General features: G+C 59.7%; 19 protein-coding genes. 8 read left to right on the top strand and 11 right to left on the bottom strand.

The window, feature by feature from the left end; genetic code table 11:
* Positions 1-32: 32 nt before the first annotated feature.
* The gene (locus C404_RS34185) at positions 33-1343 is read right to left on the bottom strand and encodes an MFS transporter (RefSeq protein ID WP_021193209.1); all 1311 of its coding nucleotides are present in this window, start codon (positions 1341-1343) and stop codon (positions 33-35) included.
* Between the two features lie 237 nt (positions 1344-1580).
* Here C404_RS34185 and C404_RS34180 point away from each other — a divergent pair, with 237 nt between their 5' ends.
* Complete coding sequence (locus tag C404_RS34180) at positions 1581-2186, top strand: J domain-containing protein (protein WP_021193208.1); 606 nt, start codon at positions 1581-1583, stop codon at positions 2184-2186.
* A gap of 106 nt (positions 2187-2292) precedes the next feature.
* On the opposite strand, the gene C404_RS60395 is transcribed toward C404_RS34180, so the two are convergent.
* Positions 2293-2460 carry a hypothetical protein gene (locus C404_RS60395; protein WP_167351984.1) on the bottom strand — a complete coding sequence of 56 codons (168 nt, stop codon included), beginning with the start codon at positions 2458-2460 and terminating at the stop codon, positions 2293-2295.
* A gap of 197 nt (positions 2461-2657) precedes the next feature.
* Here C404_RS60395 and C404_RS34175 point away from each other — a divergent pair, with 197 nt between their 5' ends.
* Entirely contained in the window at positions 2658-3947 is a 1290-nt protein-coding gene (locus C404_RS34175) for an ABC transporter substrate-binding protein (RefSeq protein WP_049285557.1), read from the top strand.
* Positions 3944-6886, top strand: coding sequence for a bifunctional diguanylate cyclase/phosphodiesterase (locus C404_RS34170; RefSeq protein ID WP_021193206.1), 2943 nt, complete (start codon positions 3944-3946; stop codon positions 6884-6886). The genes C404_RS34175 and C404_RS34170 overlap by 4 nt, the downstream gene beginning before the upstream one ends.
* Before the next feature lie 60 nt (positions 6887-6946).
* Here the strand turns inward: C404_RS34170 and C404_RS0129545 are convergent, their stop codons facing one another.
* The 8 genes from C404_RS0129545 to C404_RS0129540 form a co-directional block, all read right to left on the bottom strand.
* Positions 6947-7258, bottom strand: coding sequence for a hypothetical protein (locus tag C404_RS0129545; RefSeq protein WP_021193205.1), 312 nt, complete (start codon positions 7256-7258; stop codon positions 6947-6949).
* Positions 7259-7552: 294 nt separating this feature from the next.
* Entirely contained in the window at positions 7553-7957 is a 405-nt protein-coding gene (locus C404_RS34165; protein ID WP_064496319.1) for a hypothetical protein, read from the bottom strand.
* A 22-nt stretch (positions 7958-7979) separates the two neighbouring features.
* On the bottom strand, positions 7980-8501 hold the full coding sequence (locus C404_RS34160; RefSeq protein ID WP_021193203.1) for a DUF6714 family protein: 522 nt from the start codon (positions 8499-8501) through the stop codon (positions 7980-7982).
* A 38-nt stretch (positions 8502-8539) separates the two neighbouring features.
* Positions 8540-9031 carry a hypothetical protein gene (locus C404_RS34155; protein WP_021193202.1) on the bottom strand — a complete coding sequence of 164 codons (492 nt, stop codon included), beginning with the start codon at positions 9029-9031 and terminating at the stop codon, positions 8540-8542.
* A 15-nt stretch (positions 9032-9046) separates the two neighbouring features.
* On the bottom strand, positions 9047-9295 hold the full coding sequence (locus C404_RS34150) for a hypothetical protein (RefSeq protein ID WP_021193201.1): 249 nt from the start codon (positions 9293-9295) through the stop codon (positions 9047-9049).
* Positions 9296-9305: 10 nt separating this feature from the next.
* On the bottom strand, positions 9306-9758 hold the full coding sequence (locus tag C404_RS34145) for a hypothetical protein (protein ID WP_021193200.1): 453 nt from the start codon (positions 9756-9758) through the stop codon (positions 9306-9308).
* 38 nt (positions 9759-9796) lie between these two features.
* Entirely contained in the window at positions 9797-10111 is a 315-nt protein-coding gene (locus C404_RS34140) for a hypothetical protein (RefSeq protein WP_152524400.1), read from the bottom strand.
* A 5-nt stretch (positions 10112-10116) separates the two neighbouring features.
* The gene (locus C404_RS0129540) at positions 10117-12759 is read right to left on the bottom strand and encodes an RHS repeat domain-containing protein (RefSeq protein WP_081659334.1); all 2643 of its coding nucleotides are present in this window, start codon (positions 12757-12759) and stop codon (positions 10117-10119) included.
* Between the two features lie 38 nt (positions 12760-12797).
* Between C404_RS0129540 and C404_RS59855 the strand changes: the two genes are divergently transcribed.
* Positions 12798-13043, top strand: a complete 246-nt coding sequence (locus C404_RS59855) for a hypothetical protein (protein WP_152524399.1) — start codon at positions 12798-12800, stop codon at positions 13041-13043.
* A gap of 297 nt (positions 13044-13340) precedes the next feature.
* Positions 13341-13856 carry an AAA family ATPase gene (locus C404_RS34135; protein WP_021193197.1) on the top strand — a complete coding sequence of 172 codons (516 nt, stop codon included), beginning with the start codon at positions 13341-13343 and terminating at the stop codon, positions 13854-13856.
* Between the two features lie 6 nt (positions 13857-13862).
* Here the strand turns inward: C404_RS34135 and C404_RS34130 are convergent, their stop codons facing one another.
* Positions 13863-14768: a LysR substrate-binding domain-containing protein gene (locus tag C404_RS34130; RefSeq protein WP_021193196.1), complete on the bottom strand. Its 906-nt coding sequence runs from the start codon at positions 14766-14768 to the stop codon at positions 13863-13865.
* Positions 14769-14936: 168 nt separating this feature from the next.
* Between C404_RS34130 and mdcA the strand changes: the two genes are divergently transcribed.
* Genes mdcA through C404_RS34115 form a run of 3 tightly spaced genes read left to right on the top strand, consistent with a single transcriptional unit; the run spans position 14937 to position 17828 of the window.
* Positions 14937-16625, top strand: a complete 1689-nt coding sequence (gene mdcA, locus C404_RS34125) for a malonate decarboxylase subunit alpha (protein WP_021193195.1) — start codon at positions 14937-14939, stop codon at positions 16623-16625.
* The gene (locus C404_RS34120) at positions 16625-17542 is read left to right on the top strand and encodes a triphosphoribosyl-dephospho-CoA synthase (protein ID WP_021193194.1); all 918 of its coding nucleotides are present in this window, start codon (positions 16625-16627) and stop codon (positions 17540-17542) included. The genes mdcA and C404_RS34120 overlap by 1 nt, the downstream gene beginning before the upstream one ends.
* Complete coding sequence (locus C404_RS34115; protein ID WP_021193193.1) at positions 17529-17828, top strand: malonate decarboxylase subunit delta; 300 nt, start codon at positions 17529-17531, stop codon at positions 17826-17828. Before C404_RS34120 ends, C404_RS34115 begins: the two co-directional genes overlap by 14 nt.
* Positions 17829-17830: the final 2 nt, after the last annotated feature.

Raw genomic sequence — 17830 nt, 5'->3', positions numbered from 1 at the left:
TGTCGAGGCGTTTTTCTTTGGTGGTTCGGCGTCTACGTCGACTCAGTGCCCCGAATCTCGCTCACCGCCTCGGCCTCGACTTCCGGATTGGGTTCACCATCCCTGGTGGCAATCAACCCCTTCGGCGTCAGTGCAATGAGGGGCAGGATCAGCGCATACACCACAGTTGTGGCAATCACGCAGTACATGAATCCGTACGTTGGACTGCTGCTGTAGATGCGTGAGCCAAGCAAATCACCTGCACGTGCAGAGAGTGCGAGCACACCATCCACCAGCATCATCAGCGTGCCTTGCAGTCCTGGCGGACAGGACCGCATGGCGAGATCAAAGTACGCTGCCGTGGCGACACCGCCCATCAGACCGATCGGTGCCGCCAGCATCAATGCGAGATCGGCCGAGTGAATGAAGGCCAGCGGAACCATCTGCGGCACGGCGATGATCGTTCCCCACCACAGCAGCTTGTTCAGCGCCACACGCTTGCACAGCACGCCATACAGCAAGAAGGTCGGGATGAACGCAGCGGCGAAGATGCCGTTGTAGTACGAGTACACGGAATCCGATGCATGCAGCGCGTTGGTCAGATAGAACTGCAGCGGTGTGGCCGCGCCCGGTGCGAAATTCCACAGGAAGCAGATCAGCACCGCTGGATAGACAGCCCGATGCCTCACCAGCCGCCTGACGTTCCCAACGAAATCCGCCGCCTTGGCCTGCGGCCTTGCATAGGTGTGGCCGAAAACGGAAGCGGGCTTCCATCGCCCCAGCATGGCCACCACCAACATGAGCGCCGCCGCCAGGAAGAAGGCCTGCTTCGGCGCAAGATGATCGGAGATGTACCCGGAGGCGAACGCGCTCGCAACAACCGGTAGCGTGCCAACGCAATTCAACAGCACGCTCAGGCGCCCAGACATGCGTTGCTCCTGGCCCACCAGCGCGATCAACCCTTGGTAGGCCGCCGCGACAAACCGGGATGACAACATCGCCAGCAACATCCCGACAAGCAGTGCCGGGTAGGAGAGACCCGACAACGCCATCCCGACGAGTGCCAGCGCGGTGACTGGCGCGAACATCAGGAAGAAACCGCGATCCCGCAATCCCAGCGGGTTCCATTGGTCGCGCACAAGACCGAACGCGAACGCCAGGTACACCGGGATGCCCGTCACCAGCCGGAACATCGAGATCTGCGTCGCCGTGGCATGCAACTGGTTCTTGAGCAGATACGACGTCTGGATGTCCACCAGATAGCCGGCCGGTGAAGCCAGCGCGATGAACAGCGTCAGGCAGCCGAAGTACAGCAGCGTCTGGTCACCGCCCTTGGCACTTTGGCGACCCCACCCCGTGGGCAAGCGCGCAAGTCGTAGAGCGTGCCGGCAATGGGCGACCGCTTTTAACAGGCCAGATGATTTCGTTGCCACGGCACGCACCCTGTGGGTGACGACTTGATAGCAGCATGCGCCGTGCAAGCGCCGAGGGTCAACGCCACTCGTTCGAAGAGACGAGGCCACCCGACCGGGAATCGGCCATAAGAGGTCAACAACCGCATGCTACGATCACCTTACCCCTGGCAGCCGCCCCCTTCCGCCATGACGACCATCTACGCGACCCTCGGCGTGCAGCCGGACGCGACCCTGGACGAAATCAAGCGCGCCTATCGCCGTGCCACGATGAAGTGGCACCCCGATCGCAACCCTGGCCGCGAGGCCGAGGCCTATACAGCATTCCAGGAAATCCGCGAGGCCTACGCCATCCTCTCCGATGCCGAGCAGCGCCGGGTCTACGACGAAGTCTTCGCGCAAGAGATGCAGCGCTGGCAGGCCGAACGCGAGGCGCAGGAAGCCGAGGAGCGCGCCGCGCAACGCGAGCGTGAACGCATTGCGCAGGAGCACTACGAAAAGATGGTCGCCATTGCGATGCGCTTTGCTGACGATGGTCACAACCGGGACGTGCTCTTCGGTGTGCTGCTCGGCCGGGACTGCGAGGCAGAACTGGCGGCGCGCATTGCGGATAGCGTGTGGGCGATGCAGGAAGCGCGGCGGGCGAGTGTGGCTGCGGCTGCGGCGCCGGACAGCGAGGCAGCCCCGACGCCTGACGAAGCACTGGGGTCAAAGGCTGATGCGCCGACGACGCACTCGCGGCACCCTAGCACTTTTGAATCGTTCTGGCAGGGGTTGTTTGGCTTGCGCCCGTAGGTGCCGATTGGCCTGCCCGCTAACTGCGGAGGATTGGACGCAAGGCCGTCTCGCCCCGCAAGCAAGATCACCAAGGCCGTGCTGATTGTGCCCGGCAACGCAGTCGTCATGGGCCAAACGTTTGCCGATTGCCATATGTCGAGGTGCCCGGTTCATTGCGGCGCTGGGCCACATGGGTAACAAACGCCCGCGCCTGGCGACCATTAAAGGATTCATATGGGCTGCCGATGAACAGATTGCCTCTGTTGCGGTTAATCAGCTTATTCGTCGTCATGCCCAACTATCCGCATTCTGGCTGTCGCATGGGCTTCCCGATCTGCCCGGCGTGGCGGGCGCTGCTGGCGCACGCCATCATCTGCAGGTAATCCATGCTCGGCAATATCGAGCACCCCAATCGACGGGCCGCCGCGAGAAGTCTCCCCTGCCTCGCGAGCCCAACCGGCGCATACCAAACCCGAAAGCGAGCGTGATGTGCGACAAAGTCACTTTGCCCGGCTGCTATCCGGTCTGATCGGTTTGCTGGTTCTGTGCGGTTGCCACCAGCAAGATGCCCCCATTACCAGTTCGCCCCCGCCGCACCGAACCAGCATTACGGCATTGATCTGGGCACCGGACTGGCCCGAGCAGATGCTTCAGATTGCTGCCGAGTTCAGCAAGCTCAATCCCGATGTGCAGGTGGACGTTCAGTTCATGATCGGCAATTCGGTCGAAGAGAACATCAAACCCCGCATCGCTGCCGGCACGCTGCCCGATCTGTTGAGCGTCAATCCCAATGCCTATTCGGCCGAACTGGCCGATCAGCGTGTCCTTGCCGATGTCAGCCAGACATCGGCCTGGGCGAACATGCTCGCCCCGCTCAAGCGGGACTGGACCAGCCGCGACGGCAAAGGGTTCGGCATCTCGGGCGGTGTCGCAACGACGATGATCTACTACAACCGCGAGATGTTCGAAAAAGCGGGTGTCGACAAGCTGCCAACGAATTTCGACGAGTTCCTGCGCGTGTGCGCGCAGCTCAAACGCGCAGGATTCACGCCCATGATGTTGAATGGCGCATTCCCGAACATGCTCGGAAACGGACCGTTTGCCTCGGGCTTCGCCAACAACGTGGTCGCGCACGAGCCGAACTGGAAAAGCAAGATGGCCGAGGGCACGCTGGATCTCGGCACCCCCGAGGTCGCCGATATCTTCGCCAGGATGGCGCTGTTGCCGGAACGCGGCTACGTGCAGGCGTCGTTCATGGCAACCGGCTACGACGACGGCATGCGTCTTTTCAAGGAAGGCAAGGTGGCGATGGCTTTCCAGGGCAGTTGGGCGGCGGGCCTGCTGCTGCATGGCAATCGCTTTGCGGTCGGCGTGTTCATCCCGCCATGGAACAAGCGCGGCGAACAGGTGGTGCCCGTGCTCGGCAGCGAGACAGGCTTTGCCGTATGCGAGACGCCCAACAAGGCGGCTGCAATGCGCTTTCTGGAATTCATCGCCGGCAAAGGCTTCCCGATTCTGCAGAGAAAGCGCCACAACATCTCTCCATTCCAGCAAGACGCGGAAACGACCGTCAGTGACCCGGAAATCGTCGACTATACGAACACCGTCAGCCGCTATCTGGTCACTGCCAGCCCGTACTATTCGACGCTGCCGTCAAACACACTCGAGTCACTGCACGGGTTGATGCAGGACGTGTTGCTCAAGAAGATGTCGCCCAGGCAAGCGGCGAAGCGCCTCGACGAATCGGTCAAGAATGAAGCGAAGATGCACTACAAATGAACTCGATCCCACGGTTGCTGCAGCGCGCTTTCGACTACCTCTCACAGGACCTGCTTCGCCGCGTTGAGATTCGCCACCGGTTGGTTGCCGCGTTCATCCTGCTGTCTCTGCTGCCGATCTTCATTTCGGCCAGCATTTCGTACGTGAACTCGATCGCGGCGATCAAGGAGAACGCGGAGATATTCTCGAAGGAGGTGGTCAAGCAAGTCTCGAGAAACATCGAGTTGCGCATGCGGCAGATCGAGACAGAAAGCAACTTGCTGGTGCTCTCCAATCGGGTTCAAGGCGCGCTTGCCAGGGCTGCGAGCGGCCACGGCAAGGAACAAAGCGAAGCACGCCAGGACATGGCGCGGCTGCTCCTTGAGCATTACGGATCGGTGGATTTCATCAACCAGAAGTATCTGCTCGACAAGAACAACCGGATTCTGGACACACAGGCAGCCACGCAATTGACCCAGGGTGTGACACGCCTCGTCTCGCGCGCTCAGGACGCGCATGGGCACACGTACTGGGGCAGCTACGACAACGGTGTCGGACAGCAAAACCTCGGGGTGGTGCGCGCCATCATCGACAAGAACAGCAACCAGCAGCTCGGCAATCTGGTGCTGATCGTCCGCCCGGCATACTTCTCGACCATCTTCAACGACGTCGCCACAGGCAGCGGTACGCAAATCTACATTCTCGATGCGAGTAACGAGGTCATCATCCGGCCTGCCGACGCATCGAATGACACCGGCGCCCTACCCGAACCCGGCTTGCTCGAAAACATCGCGCGCAACGCGACATCGGGCGAGGCGCAAAGCTTCGTTGCGGTCGAGGGAAAGCGCGGAGGACGTTATTTGGCTGCGTACGCCAAAATCCCCGGCACGACCTGGTTCGTGGTGAGCACCATTGCCGAGAAAAAACTGACGGCCGAGGCACAAGCGGTGCGAAACCAGATCGCGCTGGTTGGCATCTCGGGGGTTCTGCTGTCGATCTTCCTTGCTTACTTCATCTCGCACAGCATTTCTGCACCGCTCAGGGAGCTGGTGCGCAAGGTGCACGATACCGGCGACGATGCCGGCGCCGAGGTAGACGAAGAAAAGCACGTGGAAACCGGGGCCCGCGCCAAGGACGAACTGAGCAGGCTCGCGCAGCGCTTCGAGAGAATGCGCGAAGCGATCAAGCAGAAGATCCAGAAGATCAACGAGATCAATGCCTCGCTCGAGCAAACCGTTGTCGAACGCACGGCAGAGCTCGTCACGCGGGAGCGGGAGTCGCGCACGCTGATCGAGAACTCGCCCGATACCATTGCCCGCTATGACCGCGAGTCGCGCCGCATTTACGCCAATCCTGCGTTCTGTGCCGCGGCGGGCTGCAGCCTCACAGAAGCGCTTTGCAAGCGGCCCTCGGAACTCCCCGGCGGCGACAACGCGCGCGTCTACGAAAAAATCATCAGCGATGTCATTGCAAGCGGAACCAGCGCGCAATTCGAACTGAGATGGGCCGGCAAGGATGGGCGCGAACAATGCTCGCACGTCCGCCTCACGCCCGAGACCGACCACACCGGCCATGTGCATTCCGTGTTGGCGATCGGTCGTGATCTCTCCGACCGGATGGCGTTTGAGGCAACCATCTGGAAACAGGCCAACTTCGATGCACTGACGGGCCTGCCGAATCGCCAGATGTTCCATGAGCGCCTTGCTCAGGAAGCCAGTCAGCCAGGCCGCTTCGGGCGGCGCATGGCGTTGATGCTGATCGATCTCGACCGCTTCAAGGAGGTCAACGACTCGCTCGGCCACGACCGGGGAGATACGTTGCTGATCGAGGCCGGCAAGCGCATCGGTTCGTGCGTGCGCCAATCGGATACGGTCGCACGTCTAGGCGGCGATGAGTTCACCGTCATCCTGCCCAATCTGGACGACACGGAGAGCGTTGAACGGATCGCCAGGACCATCATCGGCAAGTTGGCCGAGCCATTCACGCTGGGCACGGAAGAAGCCTTCATTTCTGCCAGCGTTGGCGTGACGTTTTACCCCGACGACGCCCACGATCTTGATGTGCTGTTCAAGAACGCCGATCAAGCCATGTATGCGGCCAAGAACGCCGGGCGCAATCGCTTCAGTTACTTCAAGCCCGATATGCAGGTGGAGGCCGAAAGGCGCCTGCGGCTTACCAGCGATTTGCGCGCCGCGCTGCCCAGTGACCAGTTTCAGGTCTACTACCAGCCCATCGTCGACCTCGCCACCGGCGAGGTTTGCAAAGCCGAGGCGCTGATCCGCTGGCTGCACCCAGAGCGCGGCACGATCAGCCCCCATGATTTCATTTCCGTGGCGGAAGACACGAGCCTCATCGTTCCCATCGGCGATTGGGTGTTCAAGCAGGCGGTGCAACAGGCGCGGCAATGGCGCGATCAATTCCATCCGTCGTTCCAGATCAGCGTCAACATGTCTCCGGTCCAGATGCGCCAGGATGCCCAACTGTGCGCGCGATGGTCTGACTTCCTCGCACGCGAAGGCTTGCCGGTACAGAGCGTGATGGTGGAAATCACGGAAGGGCTGCTATTGCAGGCCGAATCGCGGACGGACGAGGCGCTGCGGACCTTGCGCAGCGCGGGCATCGGGATCTCGATCGACGACTTCGGGACCGGTTACTCGTCGCTCGCTTATCTCAAGCGCTTCGACATCGACTACCTGAAGATCGATCGTTCATTCGTCCACAACCTGAGCTTTGACGAAGACAACCAGGCGCTGTGCGAGGCCATGGTCGTCCTCGCGCATAAACTGGGGCTCAAAGTCATTGCTGAGGGTGTGGAGACCGCCGAGCAACGGGATTTTCTCAAGGCAGTCGATTGCGATTTTGCGCAGGGCTTTTTTTATTCGACGCCGGTTCTGCCGCATGAATTCGAACGACGGGTATGGCCCATGAGCGAACAACGCGCCGCTGATGCTCCAGCATGAAGGCGCATGAATGACCAAGACGCCCTGACCCGCTCAGGGCGTTTTCATTTGCGGTTGTGCCTATTGGCGTTCAACTGCAGCCAGCGCATCCCATGTGTCTGGGTTCAACTGGCACCCTTCCAGCGCAAGCAGCACATACGCGCCAATAGCATCGAGAAACCCCGCGCGATATTCCAATGGGCGAGCGCCCAGCACATAGTCCAGCGTTTCACGCAACAACGCCGGCTGGAACTTGCGATGCCGATGCAACGAGCGCTGCGTGATCCGCAGAAACCGTTGCGCGCGCAGCGCGCCGGATTGGTACAGCGTGGGGACTGATGGGGGCGGAGAAGGGAACGACGCGGGGCGAAGCCCGCTTTGAGGAACGGCCATGACGTCTCCTGACGACACATCGATCATGGACACGCCGCCCTCGTCGCTAAACGAGGGTGGCGGGCCTGCGGCGAGGTTAGCGACTGGTGTCAGGACCCAGTAGACCTTGCGGTCTCACTCACCCGGCCCGCCATTGAAAACGGACGAGAGTGTACACAATGAACGGAAGTTCACTGTCCCGACTAGGTCGCTAAACCCAGGCCTTCGTTAGTGCAAAGGCAGGTGGATTCTATTGGGCGTCTTGGGGCGTGAACATCGCCGGATTCTTAAAGTGCGATGCGCGTACTGCAGGCTCTATGTATGCCTTGTTGCGAATGCCTTGATGTAATCGTCGACGGTGGCAAGGGAAGCGATATCGATCTTCACACCACGCTGCGTTGCGTGTCTGGCTGCCAGATCGCCGAGAGCATCCAGTTCTTCGCTCGTAATGAACCAGACGCCGATATCGGTCCCGAATCGATCGCTTGGCCGCAGTTTGTCTGCGGGCACTTGCAACGTGCCGGCGATCTCATTCCAGAGCGTGCAGACCTCCGCTTCTTCAAGATCGTTTGTGGCGTAGAACTGCCTATAGATCTGGACATCGCTGAGCGGTTCGCGATCGGCAAGGGCAGCAAGACTCCCATTGCGACGACTCCGATTGAGCAATGCCAACGCTCCACTGAGTGCAATTGCGAGTGCCGCTAGGGGAAGAAAATTCATGGCGTAGCGACAATGCACGAAGTCATGAGGGCAACCCCGCACGCCCGAGCCAGTAGTTGGCCAGCGCCTGCTGAATTGAGGGCGTATCGAAGCCGTCCGGCCCCTCAGCTTCGAGCTTGAACTTCAGGTACTCAACAATTGCACCTGCTTGCGCTTTCGAGAATACGGAATGCCGATAGACAGCACCATCCCAAGCTGTCCGATCCCCGTACCTACGAGGATTGATCTTTTCCGCTGCACCCTGATCCGCAAGGCCGTGGACCAAGTGGAACACAACATCGTTGTAGTGAATCTCCCCTCTGATGTCGTACAGCATGAAAGCCTGTAGGTAGTACCTGAAAGCCTCGTCAGAAAGAAAGGACAAGACTGCGTCCTGATCCATTTTGAATACGTGCAGGTCTCTCCAATTTTTTACCCCACGAAATATTGCTTCGATATCAGCGGGCTCGGAACCTTCATGACTGCGGACCAGCGCCCAGTCCGGAGGCACCTCGACGTCAGAGAATGCGTTGAGGATTGCGTCTTCTAGTTTAGGTTCTTCCATGTTTCTGCGCCTACGGTGATAGGCAGCGGCTCCGAAACCTAACCCCACAGGCCACTCAGGGCAGCGTCCGCGCCATGCCAGTCCGACGATGTCGGATCAGTTGCTTCCTTGACCCACTCAAGGAACGCGATGATGGCCTCCACTTGGACAGGCGAGAAGCTGTTTCTGAACATCCGCCACTCGTCGCGAGGTTCACGCTTCGGGTTGTTAGGCAGCAGTGCGGACAGCGCTAACTGATCCACTCGCTCCACAGCCGACAGAACACAAGTGAGGATCGAAGGTACGTAGTACTTGAAAAACTGTGTGCTCGTCCCACCGCGAATGAATGCCGGGTTGACCATATGCGTCCAGTCTTCAAGCGTCACTTCCGGCCAAGCCTTTCCGAGAATTCGTTGTAGATCCTCTTCCACCTCCCAATCCACGACCCCATCTTCACGTCGATGCTCAGTCGGCACAGGATTGGATGGAAATGCAAGACGTAGCTGTTTCTCGATTTGAACCGCACGACCGGCAAAAATCTTGGAGTCCATTGTTGAATCAACTCCCTACTGTTTCTTGAGTGGCGTCTGTCCGTCGTCAGACCACAGATAGTCCTTGAACACCTCATGGTAAGTAGGAATCAAGAGCAGGAGCCGTTCGCCGACAAACTTAGCGGCATCGTCGAACGACATCGCAGATAGTGTTTCCATCCGCAACTGCACCGACGGCCACTCCAAGCGCTCCGGGTGCCAAAACTCTAGGCACTTGGTCTCTTCGTTGAAGACGATCTTCCACGTATTGGCAAGTACGTTCATAGCCTACTCACTATCCGATCACCTCTTCCAGCACAACTTCTGACGACTCGCCGCGCAGCATGGATTTCATGTCCTCGACGAATTGAGTCATAGCCGCGTAGGTTGTCGAAATGTCCACGCCGGCATGATATTGAAACCTTCCAGCGATATTGATGTAAGGGACCGCTACTCGAATTGAAGCCACCAAATGCCCCTTTTTATCCAGAGGCCATACCGAGAAGTGAAGATGCTCTTCCTTCAAGCCGGCCTTAGGATTACTGAGATCTATAGTTCCCCACTCAATTTTTGGCGGTTTCTCTGAAAGTATTGGATACACAGAGAAGGCATCCAGCATCAGAGATATATTATCCGCATCAAAGTAAAAGATTCCTCTCCCAGAGAAATATTTTGCATGGAAGCTCACAATAAGCGCGCTGTCACCTTCACCATCATCATGAAAAACAAAAGCAATATGATTTTTCATATGCCTCCAGGAAGCAACAAAACACAGCTCCGCCTTCGTTACAAACCAGAGTCAGGCGACATCAAGTCGCCACCAAAATAGCTGTCAAATATAGCCCCCTTCAAGAGAAAATTTACCATCCAGGAATACTCTCCATTCCTCTTCGGGACGATACCGTCCACCAGAGCTGCAATTCTCTTTCTGTCCAGAGGCGACACATCACTCACCCCATCTGTCACTACAGAAAGAAGAACAAATTGGAAGTCATCCTGTATTTCATAGGAGATGACCTCTTTTTTGAATGGTGAGTTCTCTGTTATTTTTCCGATGCAAATCTCTGCAATTTCATCGTCTATCAATTTATTACTCTCCATGAATTTCACCTAGCTGGTCTCTGTGGATTTAGCGTGGCAATCTGCCTCAACACTTCTGGTGGCACTTGACATCCCAAAACCTTCGCCTCCATTACTTTTCTCGCAAGGCCAGTTTTCAACCCCGTAATTTGGTCATCGTGCCCAAGCCAGGTCCCCTTTCCTGCAATCGCGCCGCCTGGATTTACGGAGTAGGCATTCTCGTAGAGATTCCATTTGTCAGCCAGTTGTTGCCTAACCTTTGTTTCAAGCTTCCCCGCAATGTCTCTGATTTGTCGCTGAATCTCTTCACATGGATCACCTGTCTTACAAGCATCTACATTCCTAGCTACAGCAGAGTTAGCAGTCCTCCTCGCGCTACTGGCGCTAGGATCAATCTCATCCTCCGGGTAAGGTGACGATTTGATTGGTTTTTGCCCCATGGGTATCGGGAGCGGTGGTCGATAACTCGTCATCCCGCCAACCACAACTTGCGCATGGGCTGAAGCCACAATGCCGCTGAGCCATTGCTTGAGCCCTTCGACGGCCCGATTCCAAGAATGCACCACCATATCCCGCAGAGCTTGAAAAGGCGTGGTCTGCGGTATTGCTCGCTCGCTCTGCGCGACACCGAATGGGCTAACCGCGCTACTTTGTGCATCCCTGGCAGGCAGAGTGATGTTGTCTAGAACCTCAATCAATCGGTGCGCAGCATCGTAGACGTATCGCGTCACGAAATTCTGTGGGCCAAGCACGGCAGTGGGCTGTCCGAAGACGTCATATTCATACTGAATGTGTTGGTCATCGAACTCATAATCAGTCAGCCAGCCACGTGCGTTGTACCGAAACTTGAGGCGGACTCCGTGAACGTCCATGGCCTCAAGTACGCGGCCTGCCGCGTCATATTGGACAACACGCCCGGCCTTCCCTTCCGGATTGGTCAGTGATTGCAGGTCGCCTTGCGCGTTATAGACAAATGTCCACGTACCAGTGATCTCATTGTCGGTGCGCTCGGTTGTTGTCAAGACGTGGCCACTACCGTCGTAGGTCCAGTCAGTGCGTTGTATGGGGCCAGACGCCGCAGCAGCAAACCCCTGACTACCGTTCACATCGCTAGTCGGCGTCACAGTATGCGAAAGCAGATTCCCATTCGCATCGTATGAGAACGCTTCAATCTGATTCGGCGCAGCAACACGCGTGACCAACCATTGCTGCGGGTCCCATTCCGTTGTGGTGGTCTTCGCATCCGCCGTCCCGGCCCCGACTAGGCGTTGAGTCTCGCGGCCGAGGGCATCGTAGACATACGTCGTCGTGGAGCCGTCGTAGCCCGTCTTGCTTGTCGGGTTGTTGTTGGCGTCGTAGCTGGTGCTTTGCGCTGTGTTGCCACAAGTCGGACAAGGCACCGACACTCCCGTAGGCAACAACACACCGTTCTGCTTGAGGAAGGTGTACGTGCTGGTCGTGCCTGACGGCTGGGTGACGATCGTCTGGCCATTGGCTTGGTATTGGAACTGATAGCGATTCGAAATCGGCGTCAGTTCGCTGCTGATGGCACGCCCTTCGTCGTCATAGGCGTAAGTGGTGTAACGAACTCCGGCCTCGTCAATCACCCCGGTCAACGCCGTTGGGAAGCGCGTGTTTTCGTAGACGTACTGACGAGTCTTGTTGTCAGGCCAAGTCACGGTCGTCAACGATCCGTTCGCGTCGTACGCATATTGGGTGACGGCGCCGTCGGGTGCCGTCACGCTTGCAACGCGACCTTTGGCGTCGTATGCGAACGTCAACTTGCGACCGCTAGGGGCCGTGACAGACACAAGGTGCTTTTCGGCGTCATAAGCCAATTGCGTGGTACGGCCGTTGCGCTCGCGTACAGATTGCAGGCGTCCATCCGCGTCGTATGTTTCCACGGTTCCGTTTTGGGCCACGGTGTAGAGCCACGTCGTTGTGGTGCCATTGGCATCCGCCACTGACTGCAGCGAATCCCTTGTACTTGGGGTCGTCCAAGTCGCACCGTTCTTCTGGAAATAGACGATTGCCCCGTCGTCGCGCCAAGCCGAAACCTGAGGCGTCGGAAACCGGGCGATATTGGTGTCCAGCGTGCGCTGCCAATTGAAAAGCCACTTCCCTGTGCCGGCATTTGTTCCAAACGTCACGAATGAGCGATAGGCCCGAGCCAAAGGAAGCTCTGCGCTGCCGCTGTCATTTTCAACAAGAATCTTTGTGCCCGTACCGGGAATAACCGGATACGCAACGGTGCAAGCGTGCACGGGTGGGCGAGGTGTGCATGTGTAACCCGACGGAATTGAGCCGTCGGGGCAGGCTGCCTGTGTATATACGTACCAATAGCCGGTCATCGTGCGTGGAGATGACCATTCATAGCCCCTCTTCAGCACAAGACCTAATTCACACGTGTTGAAGTAGCCAACCGCAACCTTGCTACTGATGACGTCATAGTCACCCCACCCATTCGTCCAAGTCTTTGGCGAATGGGCCGGTACACATATGCCCTCCAGTGTCTGGGACAGGTACTCATCTGCCCCGACAAGCATTGTGATGCGCTCATCCCCTCTTGCAGCGAGCGACACAGCACCGATCACAGCGGCCATCGTCAGTTGAAATGCACGCCTGATCCAGCGCAATGAACGCGACTCGCCCCTCTGATTTGTTGTCATCCCGACCCCTTCCTACTTTGCATTGGAGGGCCGACTCTATGTCACGCTTCTCAACAGTTGCCTTCGAAAAACTGGAATCTGATCTAAACGAGGTCGAATACGAGCGCACTATCGAACCCTACTCGATGGCTTGTCCGCGTCAACACAGCAACGGCGGCCAATTGCTGTACGTTGAGAAGGCACAAGTGATGTCTTGCGGTTTGCTTAAAGCACGAGGCGCGCGTGTCGAACGTCGCACCATCGCGACACCGCTGGGCCGGGGGCGACCAATTTTCTTGCGATGAGATCGATAGTTCTTCACGCGCCACAACAGCATCGACGCGTTCGACTTTCTGTGCGATCTGTTTTGCGGCACGAGGCATGAATCGACGGATGATGCTTTACCCCTACCCAGCGTTGACAACACCAACCCAATCCCCCAAGCTTGCTGCATGCCTCACCACACCACCCGCCTCGCGTCGATTATTCGCACCATTCCAAGAATGGTGGGTTAGCGCGCGTCAGCCGGTAGCAAACGAACCCGCCCCCGAGGCGGGTTTTTTGTGCCCGCCTCCTGAACCCTCGCCTCTCAGGAGCTTGTCATGACGCTGCAATCGCAAACACCCGCCGCCGCATCCACCCAGGTCACGCTGCATCTGGTGTGCGGCAAGATCGGCGCCGGAAAATCAACGTTGACGCAACGGCTGGCCAGCGCGCCGGCAACCGTGCTACTGAGTGAAGACACCTGGCTCGCACATCTGTACCCGGGCGAGATCACAAGCGTGGCCGACTACGCCCGCAGCGCACGCCGCTTGCGTGGCGCATTGACTGAGCACCTTTGCGCACTGCTTGGCGCGGGGCTCTCTGTTGTGCTGGATTTCCCTGCCAATACACTGACTAGCCGCGCGTGGATGCGCGAAGTCTTCGAGCGCGCCGGTGTCGCGCACCAACTGCATTACCTGGACGTGTCCGATGCGGTCTGCAAGCAGCGCCTGCACGATCGCAATGCCGCAGGTGCCCACCCGTTCGCGCCGACCGATGTGGAGTTCGAAGAGATCACGCGCTACTTCGTTGCGCCCACAGCGGAAGAAGGCTTCCACGTGGTGCGGCACACGTGATCATCGTTATCGCGTGCCCAACAACCGACACTCCGCCGACAACGCCAACAAGTTCGGATCCCGCTCCCGATTCCGCTGCATCACCAGCACGATGTGTTGACTGATCGCATACCGCGCCGCCAGCGGAATCAGTTGCACCTTGGGGCTGAAATCCGCCACGCGGCGCGGCAGCAGCGCATAGCCGATGCCGCCGCTCACCAGGTTCATGAGCGAGAAGATGTCGCCCACGCGCAGCGCAATCTGCGGTGCAAAACCGGCCTTGTCGAAGGCGGCCATGAAGTCGTGGTACGTGGCGAAATCGTCGCCGAGTGCGACGAACTTCTCGCTGCGTACCGCCTGCAGATCGATCTCTGCCGATGACGCGTACGGCGAGCCGAGCGGCGCGGCAAAAAGAATCTCGTCATCGAACATCGGCACCGTCAGCAGATCGGGGTTGCGCAGCGGCTCGCCCAGCGCGATGACGATGGCGTCGAGCTGGCCGTCTTCCAGCTTGGCCAGCAGGCTGCGGTTCGAGCCCAGCGTGAGTTCGATGTCAAGCGCCGAGCGGCGTGTCTTCAGGCCGGCAAAGATGCGCGGCAACGTGCCCACTGTCATCGAATACAGGCCGCCAATCTTCAGCGTCGTCGACGAGAACCCCGCCGCCTCGCGTGTGCGGCGCACCCCCGCTTCGCACTCGGCCAGGATGCGCTCCACATGCTCGGCAAACACGTAGGCGGTGGACAGCGGAATCAGCTTGCGCCCGTCGCGCTTGAACAGCGGGCAACGCAATCCCTCTTCCAAGGAGTGCAGCGCGCGGTGCACGCTCACCGTGCTCTGGCCGAGCGCCTCTGACACGCGCGCCATGTTGCCCAGCGTCATGAAGGACTGGAACACCTCCAGCTTCTTCAATGTGATGTCTTCATCAATTGCCATGATCCTGTCTCCGCCGGGCGTGGGCTTGCTGCGCCGCACTTTGCCGTGATTTGCCCATTGTTTCATTAACTTCAGGTTAATGAAACCGCGCCTAGGTTGATTGAAGTGTGCCTTTTTCCGGCATACGGTACAGGTCACCAAAATCAATCAAGGCTGGAGACGCCACCCATGCAACCGATGTCATCCCAATCGGCCAACGGAGCCCATGCGGCCATCCCGCCCCAGTGGCGCAAGCGGCGCGACGAGAAGGAACGCCGCCTGGCTGCGACCCGCCGCATCGCCAACGGCAAGGTCATCCCCACCGGCGATATCGTCGCTGCGCTCGAAGCGCTGCTCGCCCCCGGTGACCGCGTCGTGCTGGAGGGCAATAACCAGAAGCAGGCGGACTTCCTGTCGCGCTCGCTGGCCAAGGTGAACCCCGAGCGCCTGCACGATCTGCACATGATCATGCCGAGCGTGAGCCGTGCAGAACACCTGGATATTTTCGAAGCCGGCATCGCCCACAAGCTCGACTTCTCGTTTGCGGGGCCGCAGAGCCTGCGCATCAGCCAACTGCTTGCTGACGGCCTGCTGGAAGTCGGCGCCATCCACACCTATATCGAGCTGTATGCGCGGCTGGTGGTGGACCTGATCCCCAACGTGTCGCTAGTGGCCGGCTTCAAGGCCGACCGCCAGGGCAACATCTACACCGGCCCCAGCACCGAAGACACCCCCGCACTGGTCGAGCCCGCCGCGTTCTCGGATGGCATCGTCATCGTGCAAGTCAACGAGATCGTCGATGACCCGGCGGATTTGCCGCGCGTCGACATTCCCGGCTCGTGGGTCGACTTCATCGTGCAGGCCGACAAGCCGTTCTACATCGAACCGCTGTTCACGCGCGACCCGCGCCTCATCAAGCCCGTGCACGTGCTGATGGCGATGATGGCCATTCGCGGCATCTACCAGCGGCACAACGTGCAGTCGCTCAACCACGGCATCGGCTTCAACACAGCCGCCATTGAGCTGATCCTGCCAACGTACGGTGAACGCCTGGGCCTCAAGGGCAAGATCTGCCGCAACTGGACGCTCAACCCGCACCCGACGCTGATCCCCGCCATCGAATCGGGCTGGGTGGAAAGCGTGCATTGCTTCGGTACGGAACTCGGCATGGAACGCTACGTGGCCGCGCGTCCCGACGTGTTCTTCACCGGCCGTGATGGCTCGCTGCGCTCGAATCGCATGCTGTGCCAACTGGCCGGGCAATACGCGGTGGACCTCTTCATCGGCGCAACGCTGCAGGTGGACGGCGATGGCCATTCGTCCACCGTCACGCGCGGCCGCTTGGCCGGCTTTGGCGGCGCGCCGAACATGGGCCACGACCCGCGCGGCCGCCGTCATGCCACGCCCGCGTGGCTCGACATGACCGAGCCCGTGACGATGCTGGAGCGCGGCAAGAAGCTCGTCGTGCAGATGGTCGAAACCTTCCAGGAAGGCGGCAAGCCGACCTTTGTCGACACGTTGGATGCGGTGTCGGTCGCCAAGCAAAGCGGCATGCCGCTCGCGCCGATCATGATCTACGGCGACGACGTCACCCACCTCCTGACCGAAGACGGCATCGCGTACCTCTACAAGGCACGTTCGCTGGAAGAGCGCCGCGCGATGATCGCGGCGGTGGCGGGTGTCACGTCCATTGGCCTGCGGCACGATCCGTCCAAGACCGAGCAGATGCGCCGCGACGGCCTGATCGCGTTGCCCGAAGACCTCGACGTGCGCCGCAGCGATGCCAGCCGCGAATTGCTCGCTGCCAAGAGCATCGCCGACCTCGTTGAGTGGTCCGGCGGTCTGTACGACCCGCCTGCACGCTTCCGGAGCTGGTAATGGAGAAGACCCTGAACCGGCCCCTGCCGGCCAGCCCGAAAGCGCGTGCGAAGCGATTGGCCGCGCTGGTGGAATCCGCGCTCATCGACGAGGTGACGCTCTCCCCCAAACCCGGTCTCGTGGATGTGCGTGGCAATGGCGCGCATCACGATCTCGACTGGACGCTGATGGTGCATTCGGCCCAAACCCTGCGCCCTGCGTTTGAAGCCATGGCGTTGGCTGGCGCGCAAATTGACTCGCCGCTGGCGCTGCGCGAGCGCATCGGCCGCCTGGGCCGCGAAGGCGAAACGGCCATGCTCGATGCCACCGGTGGCATCAACACGCACCGTGGCGCCATCTGGGCGCTCGGTCTGTTGGTAACAGCCTCCGCGCAAGCGCCGCATGCGTTGAATGCAACCGCAGTTGCGAATCGCGCGGCACGCCTCGCCAACATCCCCGATCGCTTTGCGCCCGTCTCGACCGGCCACAAGGGCGAGCGTGCTTGCAACGACTACGGCGTCGGTGGCGCCAAGGGACAGGCCTGCGCCGGCTTCCCCCATGTGATCAAGATTGCGCTGCCCGCGTTGCATCGGGCTCGCGCAGCGGGCATCCGCGAAGACCATGCACGCGTCGACGCATTGCTCGCCGTCATGGTCACGCTGGACGACACCTGCGTGCTCGCACGCGGTGGCGCTGACGCATTGCGTGTCGTGCAAACCGGAGCGGCAACGGTACGCGCCGAAGGCGGCCTCGCAACCCCGCAAGGCCGGCGCGCCTTCCGCCTGCTCGAACAAGACATGCTGGCACTGCACGTGTCACCTGGTGGCGCAGCCGACCTGCTGGCCGCCACCCTGTTCCTCGACCGTCTGCCCGCCAGCGCGCACGCAGTGTCCGATCTCGAATCCGCTCATCAGGAAACCGAACATGGAGCATCTTGATTTCCAATTCACCGGCGGCGCACCCGCTGCCCGGCGCGCGTATGCCGGCGTGGTCGGCTCGGGCGACCTGGAGGTGCTGTTGACCCCCGGCAACGCTGGCCAGATCGACGTGGCCATCACCACCTCCGTCAACGGCATGAGCTCGACCTGGCAAGCCCAACTTGCGCGCGTGTTCGGCTCGCATCCATGGCCTGCTGCCAAGATCACCATCAACGACTTCGGCGCGACACCGGCCGTGGTGCGGTTGCGGCTCGAGCAGGCGCTCGAAGCGCTTGCTCAAGCGTAAGG

Origin of the sequence: Ralstonia sp. AU12-08 (genome assembly GCF_000442475.1) — a bacterium.
Taxonomy (GTDB): Bacteria; Pseudomonadota; Gammaproteobacteria; order Burkholderiales; family Burkholderiaceae; genus Ralstonia; species Ralstonia insidiosa.
The sequence above is the reverse complement of the archived record's forward strand: the minus strand, read 5'-3'. Positions and strand labels throughout refer to the sequence as shown.

What these genes read in the sequence shown, in the direction of transcription:
- C404_RS60395 (WP_167351984.1), bottom strand. Translation starts at nt 2,460, where the DNA reads ATGACGACGAATAAGCTGATTAACCGCAACAGAGGCAATCTGTTCATC.
- C404_RS34115 (WP_021193193.1), top strand. Translation starts at nt 17,529, where the DNA reads ATGGAGCATCTTGATTTCCAATTCACCGGCGGCGCACCCGCTGCCCGG.
- C404_RS34160 (WP_021193203.1), bottom strand. Translation starts at nt 8,501, where the DNA reads ATGGAAGAACCTAAACTAGAAGACGCAATCCTCAACGCATTCTCTGAC.
- C404_RS34165 (WP_064496319.1), bottom strand. Translation starts at nt 7,957, where the DNA reads ATGAATTTTCTTCCCCTAGCGGCACTCGCAATTGCACTCAGTGGAGCG.
- C404_RS34145 (WP_021193200.1), bottom strand. Translation starts at nt 9,758, where the DNA reads ATGAAAAATCATATTGCTTTTGTTTTTCATGATGATGGTGAAGGTGAC.
- C404_RS59855 (WP_152524399.1), top strand. Translation starts at nt 12,798, where the DNA reads ATGTCACGCTTCTCAACAGTTGCCTTCGAAAAACTGGAATCTGATCTA.
- C404_RS34130 (WP_021193196.1), bottom strand. Translation starts at nt 14,768, where the DNA reads ATGGCAATTGATGAAGACATCACATTGAAGAAGCTGGAGGTGTTCCAG.
- C404_RS34155 (WP_021193202.1), bottom strand. Translation starts at nt 9,031, where the DNA reads ATGGACTCCAAGATTTTTGCCGGTCGTGCGGTTCAAATCGAGAAACAG.
- C404_RS34140 (WP_152524400.1), bottom strand. Translation starts at nt 10,111, where the DNA reads ATGGAGAGTAATAAATTGATAGACGATGAAATTGCAGAGATTTGCATC.
- C404_RS0129540 (WP_081659334.1), bottom strand. Translation starts at nt 12,759, where the DNA reads ATGACAACAAATCAGAGGGGCGAGTCGCGTTCATTGCGCTGGATCAGG.
- C404_RS34170 (WP_021193206.1), top strand. Translation starts at nt 3,944, where the DNA reads ATGAACTCGATCCCACGGTTGCTGCAGCGCGCTTTCGACTACCTCTCA.
- mdcA (WP_021193195.1), top strand. Translation starts at nt 14,937, where the DNA reads ATGCAACCGATGTCATCCCAATCGGCCAACGGAGCCCATGCGGCCATC.
- C404_RS34120 (WP_021193194.1), top strand. Translation starts at nt 16,625, where the DNA reads ATGGAGAAGACCCTGAACCGGCCCCTGCCGGCCAGCCCGAAAGCGCGT.
- C404_RS34135 (WP_021193197.1), top strand. Translation starts at nt 13,341, where the DNA reads ATGACGCTGCAATCGCAAACACCCGCCGCCGCATCCACCCAGGTCACG.
- C404_RS0129545 (WP_021193205.1), bottom strand. Translation starts at nt 7,258, where the DNA reads ATGGCCGTTCCTCAAAGCGGGCTTCGCCCCGCGTCGTTCCCTTCTCCG.
- C404_RS34150 (WP_021193201.1), bottom strand. Translation starts at nt 9,295, where the DNA reads ATGAACGTACTTGCCAATACGTGGAAGATCGTCTTCAACGAAGAGACC.
- C404_RS34180 (WP_021193208.1), top strand. Translation starts at nt 1,581, where the DNA reads ATGACGACCATCTACGCGACCCTCGGCGTGCAGCCGGACGCGACCCTG.